Annotated in this window: 13 protein-coding genes; 2 read left to right on the forward strand and 11 right to left on the reverse strand. The window is 36.6% G+C overall.

Annotation, left to right across the window (positions count from 1 at the left end):
* Window positions 1-562 precede the first annotated feature (562 nt).
* Both ACSBL2_RS09230 and ACSBL2_RS09235 read left to right on the forward strand, forming a co-directional pair.
* On the forward strand, window positions 563-1300 hold the full coding sequence (locus ACSBL2_RS09230) for a LytR/AlgR family response regulator transcription factor (protein ID WP_442591398.1): 738 nt from the start codon (window positions 563-565) through the stop codon (window positions 1298-1300).
* A gap of 451 nt (window positions 1301-1751) precedes the next feature.
* Window positions 1752-2861 (forward strand): sensor histidine kinase, encoded by a 1110-nt coding sequence (locus ACSBL2_RS09235; protein WP_442591399.1) that lies wholly within the window; start codon window positions 1752-1754, stop codon window positions 2859-2861.
* Here the strand turns inward: ACSBL2_RS09235 and ACSBL2_RS09240 are convergent.
* From ACSBL2_RS09240 to ACSBL2_RS09290, 11 genes are all read right to left on the reverse strand, one after another.
* The gene (locus ACSBL2_RS09240; RefSeq protein ID WP_442591400.1) at window positions 2807-3709 is read right to left on the reverse strand and encodes a UPF0489 family protein; all 903 of its coding nucleotides are present in this window, start codon (window positions 3707-3709) and stop codon (window positions 2807-2809) included. The two genes, ACSBL2_RS09235 and ACSBL2_RS09240, sit on opposite strands and share 55 nt — an antisense overlap.
* Before the next feature lie 71 nt (window positions 3710-3780).
* On the reverse strand, window positions 3781-6132 hold the full coding sequence (locus ACSBL2_RS09245; protein ID WP_442591401.1) for an outer membrane beta-barrel protein: 2352 nt from the start codon (window positions 6130-6132) through the stop codon (window positions 3781-3783).
* A gap of 114 nt (window positions 6133-6246) precedes the next feature.
* Window positions 6247-7152, reverse strand: a complete 906-nt coding sequence (locus ACSBL2_RS09250; RefSeq protein WP_442591402.1) for a hypothetical protein — start codon at window positions 7150-7152, stop codon at window positions 6247-6249.
* A 25-nt stretch (window positions 7153-7177) separates the two neighbouring features.
* Entirely contained in the window at window positions 7178-8131 is a 954-nt protein-coding gene (locus ACSBL2_RS09255; RefSeq protein ID WP_442591403.1) for a cupin domain-containing protein, read from the reverse strand.
* Between the two features lie 12 nt (window positions 8132-8143).
* A complete protein-coding gene (locus ACSBL2_RS09260) occupies window positions 8144-9895 on the reverse strand; it encodes an ABC transporter ATP-binding protein (protein WP_442591404.1) in 1752 nt (583 codons plus the stop codon).
* Window positions 9873-10433, reverse strand: coding sequence for a 2OG-Fe(II) oxygenase (locus ACSBL2_RS09265; RefSeq protein ID WP_442591405.1), 561 nt, complete (start codon window positions 10431-10433; stop codon window positions 9873-9875). Before ACSBL2_RS09265 ends, ACSBL2_RS09260 begins: the two co-directional genes overlap by 23 nt.
* The gene (locus ACSBL2_RS09270) at window positions 10423-11280 is read right to left on the reverse strand and encodes a cupin-like domain-containing protein (protein ID WP_442591406.1); all 858 of its coding nucleotides are present in this window, start codon (window positions 11278-11280) and stop codon (window positions 10423-10425) included. Before ACSBL2_RS09270 ends, ACSBL2_RS09265 begins: the two co-directional genes overlap by 11 nt.
* 4 nt (window positions 11281-11284) lie before the next feature.
* Window positions 11285-12754, reverse strand: coding sequence for a radical SAM protein (locus ACSBL2_RS09275; RefSeq protein WP_442591407.1), 1470 nt, complete (start codon window positions 12752-12754; stop codon window positions 11285-11287).
* 81 nt (window positions 12755-12835) lie between these two features.
* Window positions 12836-13006 (reverse strand): hypothetical protein, encoded by a 171-nt coding sequence (locus ACSBL2_RS09280; protein ID WP_442591408.1) that lies wholly within the window; start codon window positions 13004-13006, stop codon window positions 12836-12838.
* Window positions 13007-13042: 36 nt separating this feature from the next.
* Window positions 13043-13216, reverse strand: a complete 174-nt coding sequence (locus ACSBL2_RS09285) for a hypothetical protein (protein WP_442591409.1) — start codon at window positions 13214-13216, stop codon at window positions 13043-13045.
* Between the two features lie 58 nt (window positions 13217-13274).
* Window positions 13275-13448, reverse strand: coding sequence for a hypothetical protein (locus ACSBL2_RS09290; protein ID WP_442591410.1), 174 nt, complete (start codon window positions 13446-13448; stop codon window positions 13275-13277).
* Between the last annotated feature and the right edge of the window lie 261 nt (window positions 13449-13709).

Below are 13709 nucleotides of genomic sequence, written 5' to 3' on the forward strand. Positions count from 1 at the left end.
AGAATTTTAGAATGGTGCAGCGAGGTACTACTCTGAACCATACATGAACACTTTGCTCTAAAGATATTTAACACTGATCAGGGCTCAGAATTTACCAGTACCATATCCATAAAAGTCTTGAAGGATAATGAGATATCTATGGCGGGTAAAGGAAGGGCTCTGGACGACGAGTATATTGATGGACAAAACAGGAATATAATTATCTGAATCCACCCAATGGCAGTATTGAATTATTGCAAGAAGTAAAACGATACGTGGAATTCTATTATAATGAAAGAAGACAACAGGCAAATGGTGACCTTACTCCTAATGAAGTGTTTTACCAGAACAATAAAAAAGTATTAAAATAATCTCAGTTCTGACCTATAGCTGTAGGAAAGATTGGGAGTACTTCACCTTAACTATATATAGTCTTCATCTTAACACTACATGATCTGTTACTCTTACTTCAAAAAAATAATATGTTTCAGCTATCAATAGTTCTTTTTTATTAAAAAATAAATAAAATTGTGAAATAATAATTCTATATTTATATCATAGGATTCAGGAAATAAATTTAATTATGTACAACTGTATTGTAGTCGATGATCACATTCATGCCATAGAAGGAATTAAAACTTATCTTGAATCATTTCCGGAATTGCAATTATTTGCAAGTTATACGGACTCTTTAACAGCATTAGCGGCAATCAATTCGCTTGCTGAACCCATAGATCTGGTGTTACTGGACATTGATATGCCGAAAGTAAATGGTTTGGAACTTTCACGTATCATCAGGAAAAAGACGAATAAACTAGTATTTACCACTGGACATACTCGGTATGGATATGAGGCCTTTCAGGTAGATGCAGATGCTTATTTATTGAAGCCCTATACGTTGGCGGAATTTGCTGCTATTATCGATAAACTATTTCTACCAGAGAAAGAGAATGAAATAAGGATTCAGAAAAATGAGTTTTTTCTTGTAAAAAGCAAAGAGGATAATCAAAAACTGATAAATGTAAAATATAGAGATATCATTGCCATTGAAAGCAAGCTCAACTATATTATGATTTATACTAGGACAAAAAAAATTCTAACCTACATGTCTCTCACCGAAATCGCGAAAGTGTTAAGTAAGCATCCAGGATTTATGCAATTTCAAAGGAGTTATATAATAGCTCAGGATTACATCGAATCAATTGATGGAAACTCTATAAGAATGATCAATGGACTTGAAATTACAGTAGGTGATTACTACCGTAAGGATTTTACGAGATTCCTTAATGAAAAGATAATAAAGCTAGGGAGGAAAGGGTAAAAGAACTTGCGAATTATTATTTCTTTAATTAAACATTTATTGTTTTGAATTCATTGTCTCCAAAATACCTGTAACAGTTATGGTAATTGTCATGGTGGTTGGTTCAGTAGTTCTTAGTTTATTCTTGTTGCTGTTGTTTTTATATACAAAAAGTGTGTTTTTCGTAATATTTAACATTTTATTCTTCATAAGAGTGTATTTGTTTTATAGGATATGAAGCTATCAAACTCATTTTCATTGCTTTTTGCAAGCGGTATGGTTAGGGTAGTTTCATAAGAATATATCGTTTTTTAGTGGTCGTGAAGCAATTAGGATTTTATATTAATTTGGTTATGTGATTTGAAAAATCGTGATAGTTTCATCTTGCTCTTGAGAAAATACAATGAATTCTATCGCATTAAAAAACTAGTATATATAAAGCTTGAAAAGCTATATTAAAAGGCATATTTAGATGAAAGAGATCTTTTCAAAATGGTTTATTGCTAATAAGATCCACCTGCTTACCTGGGGAATTTTTATACTTTATGAAACTCTTGTAGTGGGTATTATTTTCAATATTTATGGGAATCCAATAACTTACCTTCTCCATTATGCAGTGATCATCTTATGCTTTTACCTTAATGCTATTGTGAGTTTACCGTGGGCTTTAAGCCAAAAAGGAGCTAAGTGGTGGCGGATATTTTTGACCATCCTATACTATCTGGCAAGCTATATTATTCTCCACTACATAGTCGACTTGTTTTTAATATACCTTCAAGTTGTTGGTATTGATGGCGTTTATAGGTTAGATTATCAATTTGTTCTAAAGAATCTTTACAGAGGAATTTTCTTTTTAGGATTTTCTACGGGTTACTATTTTCTCAAAACATATTTACAGGAAAAATCACGACAGCAAGAATATGCAGCGCAGCATTTTAAAGATATTATGAATCAGCGTGATACTGAAAAAAAACTGGCTGATGCACAAAATTCATTTCTTAAAGCACAAATAAGTCCGCATTTTCTTTTCAACACACTTGATTTTATTTACTATAATATTGACAGGAATTCAGTTAATGCATCAGAAGCTATTATTATTCTGTCTAAAATGATGCGTTATATAGTAGATCTTGATAAAATGGGAGATTTTGTTTTATTGGAAGATGAAATAGAACAAGTAGAGCATTTAGTTCAGCTTTATCAACTTATGAGGAATACCAAATTAGATATTCATTTAGAATGTCATCCGGAAATAAGGAATATTCGTTTTGTACCCTTAGTGTTGCTTACGCTTGTAGAAAATATATTTAAACATGGAGATCTGAGCAAAAATGGACCGGGCGCATTCATTCGCATGTGGATTAAAGATGAATTTTTTCATATCCAAACAAAAAACCAACCGAATAGAATACCTGATACTTCAGGAAGTAAGAATGGACTCAAAAATATTAAAAACAGACTGTTTTACGCCTACGGTTCCGGATTGCATTTTGATTCCTGCATAGATCAAGATGATAATTTTATTATTCAAATCAGCTCTTCTATGGCCACGATATCCAAATCATATAATGCCTGTAACTGATCAAGGAGGTTTTTCTGTATAAATTCACACTTATTATCAGGAGTATATCCGCTGATTTTTGACCTGCATATGGTAATAATCGAAGGTATGATCTTCTTTTCTTTCAGATTTTTTATCAGACTGGAAATCCTCGTCTGTATAATCTCCTCCTCTACGTTTTCTGCAAAAGGATAGACTTCTTTAAAATTATTAATTACATAATAATACTTATCCTGGATTTGTAGGGTCTCAATCTGCTGGTCAAGCATCACATAACGCAGCATATGGTATTTATCCACATTAAATTCATCAAATTCATCTTTTGTAATTTCAATATAAGTTTCCTTCATCTTCTGAGGATCTCCGGTGCAACAGAAATAATCCAGATCAATGTCAAGCAAAAGATCATGGGCAGGTATCATATCTTCAGCGTGATGCAGATAATAATCAAAACGCTTAAGATCACTTCCTTCCGCTATGTTTTCAGCAGCTGCCTCAGCATCTGTTTTGCTGCATTTTATTTTTTTTCCTGCAGCGTTATAAGATCTCGCAAGCATGCTGAAGTGTCCGTACCTCTTTTTATGGTGGTGTTGTTTAATCCAGAATACCTTATCAAACAGGCCAAGCAATACGGCAGGAACAATGAAGCCCCCAATGCTTACCTCATTATAGGTGAAATCTCTTATGGCTTTAAATGAGAGGGAGGAATCATAAATCGATGTCTTATACTGACTGACACCCATATCAGAATGTTCATCAATATGGATCAGGGTGTTGTTCTTTTTCTTTATAAGGTCCGATTTCAGCGCATATTGCCATACCATGTAGGCTTCATTATGCTCTTCAAGTATAAAAGTTTTAATCTTCATTAGGATATCTTTTTAAAGGTCATGCAACTATTGCTGCTTATATGGTGTTCTGGATGTATTTTGTGTTTCAATCAATTTTTTCTGTCTAATTCTTCCTCTATGATGGAATTGGATACTTTACTTCTTTTCTGCGGGGCAGAAGAGAATTTATAGGTAAAAGAGAGGCCTATTCTCCTGGCATCCCAATAATATCTGGACCTAAAGTATTGGTTCGCAAAATCTACAGTTCCTTTTGAGTTTTGTGTATTAAAGAGGTCTGTTAAAGTTAATCTTAAGGCTGCCCTGCTCTTTAATAAAGATTTTCTTATTGCAATACTGGTAATGAAATAGGAATTATAGTGAGTTTGGGCATCAATCCTTCTCGACTTATAATAAGTAAACAGGGTGATGGAAGCTGTCTTATTCAGGATGAAGTTATTGTTGAGTCTCAAGCTATAAGCACCAAGTTTACTGTCTACCACCCCCGAATTGGTTTGTCCTTTATAGGTATCATAGCCATAATTAAAATCAAATTGTGATTTTAACCAGGTGTTTACTGTAAAGGGAAGTATCAGTATTGCGTAGTAAGATTTGTAGGAATCGATGTTAACCGTATTAAATGTAAAAACACGGGTAGTGTCATTCTGGTTTGAAAATTCTGACTGGATAAAGTTTTTTGAATCTTTTATTCCTGCAGACAGAATGTAGTCCTTAAAAGTATAATTCAACTCAAATGAATTGGTAATCTGGGGGGACAAGTTCGGGTTTCCTTCCTCATAAAAATAGGGATCATAGTAAAACTTTAGTGGATTCAGGCTTTGATAATTAGGGCGCTGTATTCGCCTGCTGTATGAAAAAACCACATCATTGTCTTCATTTAACGACTTTTTTATAAATAAGGAAGGAAAAAGATTTAAGTAATCTTTTTTCGACACTGCATCAATAGAAACGGCCTCTCCTCTGGTGCTTGTATTTTCCAGCCGCAGGCCAGCCTGAATCTCCCAGCTTTTAAAAGACCTGTTCCAGTTCAGGTATCCTGCAAAAATATGCTCGTTGTAAGTAAATTGGTTACTTCGGTCGGCAATAAATTCCATCGTATTCAGATTAAAGAATGCTATGGAATTGTATGTTTTAATAAAAGAGGTTTTTATACCTATCTCTACTTTATTCTTGCTCCAGAGTGTAGAAATATAATCTGCTTTAAAGGAATGAATATCCAGATTTGTTGGATTATAGGATGTGTTGCGGTCCATTCCTCTCTTTTCGAGACCATCACTATCATAAAAAGAGGTATTATAAGCTACATCTTTCTTGTCCCTGAAAACTGAAAAAACATAGCCAAGGTTCAATTGAGTTCCTATAGTGTCGAGTTTAAGCTGATATCCTACATTGGAAGCGAAATTCATACTGGTAAGATCCGATCTGTTCTGCGTTACAAATGAAGAATCAAGTGATTGTTGTCCATTATATGCCAGTGTAGAGGAGTTATAGTCACTATTCAATTTTTGGAATAGTCCATTAATGCCCACACTAACTATACTATTTCTTGTAAGGTTGTAATCAGATTGAATGTTATAGTTAAAGGTTGGCTTTTTGTCAAGTGTAGTATCAGCCTGATTAAAAGAAAAGGGGGAGGGTACTACTTCATAATTCCGGTTTACATAGTAGTAGCCTATAGATCTTGTCTGATTTACATTAAGGGAGGAGTAAAATCCAAGCTTTTTGCCCTGGTAATTATAGTTTATACTGCCGTTTGAATAAAGGTATTTCCTGCCCCGGGTATGCGATAAGTTCACATCACCATTAGACCCTATGCCATGTGCTTTTTTCAGGATGATATTGATAATGCCTGCTGATCCTTCAGCGTCATAACTTGCCGGAGGGTTTGTGATCACTTCAATACTTTTAATCTGATCAGTTTGATATCCCTTTAAGATGCTCGTCAGTTGTTCACCGACAGCATAAATTCTTTTTCCATTCACAAAAAAAATGAGTCCCGATTTTCCGTTTACCTGCACCTGATCTCTTTCATTTACAAACAGGCCAGGCAAGTATTGCATGCCTTCGACCAGATTGTATCCCGTAGCTACCATAGATTCTTCCAGGTTAATTACATACCGGTCAATCTTGCGTTGAATAAGTTTTGGATTTGCCCTTATGGTAACCGAATCAAGGCTGATGGATTGATCTTTGAGGATGATATTTCCCATATCAATCATATGATCAGCATTAATAGCTGGTATTTTCTTCACTGCAGTACTATTATAACCTACTGCACTTATAGTCATGCTTAAAGCTTCTGTGTAAGCAAACAAAAATTCAAACTTCCCGGCAGAATCTGTGGTAAAGGTTACCTGATTGTTCGTATCACCTTCCTTTGTCATCGTAATATTTGCAAAAGGAATACTCTTTCTGTTCACCGATTTCACATTACCCTTAAACATAACCTTTTTTGAAATAACAGTTGATTGTGAATTGCCGGTACTACAAAACAAAAAGGAATAAATAAGCACAATACATAAAGCAGTATATTTTTTAAACTTCGATTCCGCCATATTCTAATACTTCTTTTGGAATGAAAACCGTTTTTTCTCTTCGTTTATTGTGCTGTTCTGCAGGGGAAAATGCTCTTTTTTATACAACTTATCCACCATTTCCGGACTTAATTTACTTATTATTTTGTCCTTAAGCATAGCCAATTCTTCTGCTTTTTCTTCAATACTGTATTTGCGGTCAAGCGGATAAAATGCTTTTCTGAAAGCAACATCATCATTGGCAAGTTTTATGATCAGGTCAGTGAGTACCTTTAACCAGGTTGTCATCATCAGTGTAATATGGATGCTGGCAAAAATAGAATCATGCATAAATAGTTCGTAAGTAAACCCTTTTGGCACGAAGGCCGTGTCGCCATCATTCAGTGTAAATTCCAGGGGAACACTACAATCCAGCTCATCATTTCTCCATATCTTTATTTTACAATTCCCGTAAAAAGCAAGAAGCAGCAGATCTTCCGTCTCTACGCAAGTCTTCTCATACTTGCTTCCATATGGAAAAACAGTAGTCGCCAATCCGATATTGCAGCACAACTCCGACTTCACTGAATTCTGTAACGCTTTGGCTTCTACTGAATCCGGCAGGTAACCATTGAATCTTACAATTGATTTACCGTGGTGAAAAAATTCCAGCATTGTGGCAGCATGAACTGCAGTTTTGATATCCAGGTTATAAATGCTGCTGAACGACATATAGACGTTATCCGGAATTTCTCCTGCTGCATTGATGATGGATATATTTAGCGTATTCAACAAATGAGGCGAATTTAATATGTCCTCGATATCTTCAAGCCGCACAATAGGTCCAAAGTAATTTTTCTGATTCCTGTTAATCACAAAAGGTTTTTTTTCAAGGAATTCATTTACGAATACCTTAAAATTATAAGGGCTTATACAATGTTGTAGCGTCATATCAGTTTTCGGTTATCCTTAAGATCTATTTGAAAATGCTATCAGATGTATCGGTTTGAAAAGAGCGGTGCATATTTTGGTCGAGTGTTTCCTCAAAAATCTGCTCCAGATAGCGTATAGTCAGCTTCTCATGGATGATGCTGCTGATCTTATGAAGGTCTTTTAGTTGCTCAGCCTCACTTTTATAAAGGTTTAACAGTGCCCCTTTGGCGAACACAGGTTCATCGGCCACCATTTTTTTCAATGAATCGATCAGGCCCCGGGTCCAGGATGTGGTATATGCTCCCACAGAGACGTGAGCCGACAGCTGGTCTGAGGTCATCGCTTCATGAATAACCCCCCGTGGAATATATATCAGGTCGCCGGCTTCGATCAGTTCGTCGATCACAGGGACCAGCTTAGCTTTATCAAAAGGCTTACCTCTTTGCGTACCGATTGGAAGTTCAACAGGATCAGGATTGTCGTATACTATCCATCGCTTTACACCATATATCTGTAGAACAAAAACATCATGAATGTCAAAATGGGCTTTAAATCCCTGCGAGTGGGCTGGTGTGATATAAGCATTAGCTCCAACTGCACATTTTAATTCCTCATTTAAAGCCTTACATAACCACAATAGTGTATCGCAGCTATCAATAATATTCTCAATCACTACGGTAGCCTGCTGTTCCTTAAACAGGGAAACTATTTTATTTAAATCGATACCTACATTAAGATATGCCGGGCCTGCCTTTTGACTTTTTACATATAATGATGGATTCACTTTACCTTTTGACGAAACTAGTCTTACGTTGACCGGACTTAGCGCCTGTGCCTGAAACAGCATCTTCTCTAACTGGCTTAATACAAGCAGCTGCTGGTAATAGTCTATATTCTGACGTTTAATCAGCAGCGGCCTTTGACCAAAATTCCGGGTAAGAAAGGCATCCCGCGCTTTCGATCCTAATATCCACTGTAAATTAAAGTGCTCCTCCATAATTATATTTTATTAAGCTCTAAATAAACTTGTGTATTTATCCCTGTTCGAGACAACTGACTCGTGGTTGCCCGCAGAAATCAGCTTTCCGTCTTTTAAATAAAGTATTTCATCCACGTCAACGATAGTAGTTATGCGGTGGCTGATGATGATAACCAGTTTATCCTTAAACAATTTGAAGATATTGCCTAGTATAAACTGTTCGCTTTCCGTGTCTAGGGCAGATGTTGCTTCATCCAGGATCAGTACCTGAGGATTTCTGAGAATCGCGCGTGCAAGCGCAATTCTCTGCATTTGTCCGAATGATAATCTGAAGCCTTTATTGTCAATTTCAAAATCCAAGCCCTGGGGGTGTGAAGTTACAAACTCACTGAATCCTACCTTTTCCAAGACATGTAAAATGTCCCTGTCTGTTTTAGTGTATGAGCCATACCTGACATTTTCCCGTATAGAATCCGTATACATTTGTGGTTCCTGAGGAACGATACAGATATTCTCCAGCCATTCTATCTGATTTAAAGTTTTCAGGTTAAATGTATCATTCACCATCATTATACCCTGGCAGGGCTGCAGCAGTTTGCAGATTAAATTCACCAGTGTAGACTTCCCGGCACCACTGGGCCCCACGATAGCATATTTCTTTCCAGTTTCGAAATCGAATGAAATTCTATCAATAACAGGATCCAGGCCAGTGTATCTGAACGATACATCCTTAAATGAAATCTTATCGATTCTTTCCTTCATTGCTATACCCGACCGCGCAGCATCAAAATTTTCATCAACCGGAGTATTCAGAATCTCAACAAGCTGCTGCATAGATACCTTTGCCTTAATCAAATCATTATGAAAATTGATCAAGTCTGTGGATGGGGCATATAGCCGGTTCAGATATTGCAAAAATGCTACAATTGTACCCAGCGTAGCCTGGTCAGAGAATACCTGCCAGCCACCGAAACCAAATACTGTAACCGGGCCCAATGCTATAAAGAAAAGTGATAAATTCCTGTTTACAGATGATGTTTTTACTGTATTGAGGTTAACATTTATTAATCCCGTCAGCATTGAATTTAATTTATCACTTTCGTGACGCATTGCGTTAAACAGCCTGATAAACTTTACATTACTTAATCGTTCAGTGAAAAAATGGTTTATTCCTGCCTCACGTTTACTCGCTTTTTTATACTGTCTTCGCAGGATTGGCGTAAAATATATCGTAGTGTATATGATTAAAGGGAAAAGTACTATAGATACAAAGAACAGCTGTTTATTCAGAATGTACAGCATTACTATAAGGCCGGCAACAGTTAATATGTTGGTAACATATCTTGTTACCCCATTTGTAAGAATATATTCTACTCTATCCACCTCATTTGATATTTTATGGACAAGTTCACCTACTTTATTTTCCTCGAAAAAAATTGGCGGTACCAGGAGTAAATGGTTGAATATATCAAGTCTTATTTCCTTAACAATTCTGTTTCCCATTAATGCAAAATAATACTCAGTGGCATACATAGTAACCAGTCTGACTACATAAATAGAGACAAGGAACAAGAGTACTTTTATCAGCAGGATATGATCTTTATGCGGAAAGGCCTGATCTATGATTATTTTTAAAGCATAGGGAGAAGCCAGAGAGCATACACTGGTCAGCAGCAGCAAAAAAAATATAATAAACAGTGTCTTCAGATACCGGGCAACATATTTTTTAAAAAAAAAATAGTGCAGCCTTCCGCGATAATTATTCCGGTTTATCTTCAGCATATTTCAGCGCTAAAGTCAGTCTCGAAGCAGAGCAGGTCCGCATCGGCAGTGAACCGATGTGTTCTATGGCACCGGGAAATAAAACAAACCTGCCTGGCTTTGGTAAAACTGCAACCCTGGTATCGTGGTCTTCATAAAATTTCGTTTCTCCACCCCAGGTATAGTCCCATTCCCTGTTCACATAATAAAGAACCGTTATATCAGTGTCTTTAACATTACAATCCGTGTGCGGGTATTCCATATCTCCGAAATGGCACATATTAATGTATGCCCTTTTCAATTTATAGTTGCTGCCATTCATCAGTTCATTTAACAGCGTGCGTGCCGTCTGGCCTACTTCTGTATTTGTTTCAAATTGCGACGTTTTAAAATTTGTGCTGAAAATAGGGTACATATCAGTATCATTACTGCGTTCGCTCCTATAATAGGGTAGCGATAAAGACATTTTATAAAATTCCTCTATTACATTTTCGGGAAGAACAGCATCTACCACAAACATATTCTTGTTATCCAATTTTATTTCCCGTTTATGATACATAACTGCCTGTTGTTAATTCACCATTATTTTCGTTTTTCAAGTTCATTGCTACAATATTACTCATCGTTTTATGGGATTTCATCATATCGGATTTCTGGAAATAAGTCAATACATTCTGCCAGTTGGTGCTGTTAATAAAATTTTCAGTCACCGAGATTCCTGCTTCTAAATTATACACCGCATGCCACCAATTGCCAGGCGTGAAAACAACATCTCCTGGTTCCTGTATACATATAAGGGGTTTTGCATTTTTGTATTTTTCAAATTTCGCCAAATCAGGGTTAAAAGGATTTACCATACCATCGTATAAAAATTCCTGCTGTTCTTTATCAAAAAATAACCATAGTTTTTTGCCTGTAATTACACAATGCCAGGCGCTTGTATTCCATATATCAAGATGAAGGGAAGAAAATGTATCCCTGGCACCGATATATAGCCATGACAGGTTATATTTTCTGCTTGCGTCCGGGAGATTGGCATACCAGCAATTAAAATAATCGGGAGGAGTATAGTGCGTACGCAACACTGTTCCGATATGAAAATTGCAATTTTTCAAATAGTAGGGTGGTACGTCAGGATTAGTCACAAAGTGATCGATAAATTCTGCCATTTTAAATGATCTTTTAATCATCTGGTCACCATTAACAGCTTCGCCGTTTACCACTACTTCACCGAAATTATTTCTGAAGAAGTCAAAATCCCATAAATTTAATGCAGGCCAGCTAGTCGCAAGATCCCTGATGAGAACAGGTTTACCCGGTATTCCATATCTTTCATCAAAAGTTTCCTTATTAAGATTGGTTGCAGTTTCAATTTTTTCCAGGTCTTGATAATTAATCGTATTCATGTAGTTACTTGTTAGAATGGCCAGTATTTTCTTTCATCATATTCTCTGGGGCAGCAAATTCCTCAGGATAATTTACCATATTCAGGTATTGTAACTTCAAGATATCCTCCGTATTGTTTTTCCATGCCGTACATGATGGCGGCGGGGAGTCATGGTGTTTAAGAACTTCGTAAGAGCAGGTCAGCTGATCACATACAGGCAAAAATTTGCAGTTTCTGCAGATTGCATTTAATTCACATCTATCATACGCCATATAAGATGTAAAATCCCTGGAATCATATTTCTCAAAGACAGAAGTGGCGGCTTTTTGTTCTTCATGGATAGTTTCCCAACATTTATGAATATTGCCAACCGGATCTATTACAAGACTGTATTGCGAGGTCCAGGTGGCGCATTCATCCTGCAAGCTGGGCAGTAACCAGCTTAGCCGAGCTTTTTTTAAGTTTTGAGTATGTGCCCAGAAGTTGTACAGTCTGAGTTTCGACTGTCTGAAATCCAGCAGGTACCTGAAAAAATCATCATTGGTCATTCTGCCAGACACATCCGTTTCATTGGCATCAGGATACGTTCTGAGCCATGAGGGCGAGAGGCTAATAGAGCTATGCATTTGTGGCCATATTCCATAGTCATTCAGGTCACTAAAGAATTTTGGCATTGTGGCCGCTATTTTATTATCAGTATTTATTCTTATCGTAACATTGATCTCTGCTGGTTTCTTTGAAATATTTTCAAGTATCTGCGTATAATTACTTGCATTGCCATTTTTCAGCGGCCTGCTGATATCATGTGTTTCCTGAGATCCGTCAATTGTAATTTGCGCATTGGTTACATGGTTATCTTTTAGCAGCCTCCATGTATCCGGGGTCAATAGGATCCCATTTGTAATAATTTTTGCTGAGTAGACTATACTGTGTTTCTCACACAATTCCATTAACATTGGTGTTAATTCAGCTATGGCGCTTTTGTTGATCAGCGGTTCGCCACCATACCAGGTAACAATCAGGTTTAGCCAATTATTGACCGGAGATTTTTGAATCATATCCTCCAGATAAATGATCAGTGCATCCATAATTTTAGGATCGCGAAGAGATTTATTAGGTTTTTCAAATTCATAGCAATAGGCACAGCCCATATTGCAGGTAATTGTGGTGCCGATTGTTAATGTGATAGATTTTTCTGTACCACTAAAGAAGCGTTCCTGTTTGCTTTTATAAAGGAGAGAATACTTTTCTACTTCATCAATCTCGCTATTAATCAGATAACCTTTATTTTTCAAGGCCTGGACAACGATCTGAAGTTCATCTGTAAGCAGGTCAACATCGAATGACTTGTTTTCAGGGATTTCATAGAGAAACCGGCCTTCCTCTGCTGTTAGTATTTCAATGCCACCTGTTAAGATGTTATATAACAGCCATTCATTTGTTTCCTTTACTTCAGTCAAAACATTGTAGAGACTAGATTTTAACTTTTCCATACTCAAGTTTATTTATCGATAATTTGTAGGTAGCAGTATTCCCTCCTCCGTTCACAGGTGGGATCGAATTTCATAGGGAATCTAGAAAATCAAATCTTCATCAGCAGTTGAGGCATTTCTTGCATTCTCGTTTCTTCCACGAGCGCAGGAGCAGTCGCCATCAATAGGATTTGTAATCAGGAACGCTTCCTCAATAGAATTAGGAACAACCAATTCTCTGAGGTTAATTCTGGTCACTTCTAGGTTTTTCATAAGGCATCATTTTAAATTGTTAGTCAATACCGTTTCTTAAAAGATCAGATCCTCATCAATAGTTGATGATCCATTCCTGGTTCCTGCGTTTCGCCCTCTGGCGCATGAACAATCTCCGTCAACCGGATCTATGGTTAGAAAATTTTGCTCCGAAAGATTTGGTTCAACCAATTCTTTTAGATTAAGCTGGGATACTTCTTTTTTTTTCATGATCAGACATTTTATATTTAAATAACAATAACGATTGGGTGGTAGAAATAAGAAGAAATTAGAAGATCAAATCTTCGTCAATAGTACTTGAGCCATTTCTGGTATCAGCGTTTCGTCCACGCCCACAAGAGCAGTCTCCGTCAACAGGGTCTATAATCAAAAAGGATTGTTCTGAAAGATTTGGCGTCACCAATTCCTTCAAAGTAATTTTGGATGCATCTAGGTTTTTCATAGCTTTTATGTTTAAATATTTTACTTGAATTTAGTAAGTTCCTTCAGTACGCCGGTTACCTTTTATATGAAAAGGTGTTTTTGCAGGACATAAAGGGAGCTATGTTGTATTGAATTTTTGGGAAAGTGATTTTGATCATTTATTTCCCAATAATTGGAACTTAAAGCATGGAAGAATTTTGGGAAAGAGTGCTCAGGCTTTGAGTATCAACATTTAACTGGACAACATAGGGGTGCGTATCAACAAGATTTATGATGATAT

This window comes from Pedobacter sp. AW31-3R (genome assembly GCF_052180285.1).
Classification (GTDB): Bacteria; Bacteroidota; Bacteroidia; order Sphingobacteriales; family Sphingobacteriaceae; genus Pedobacter.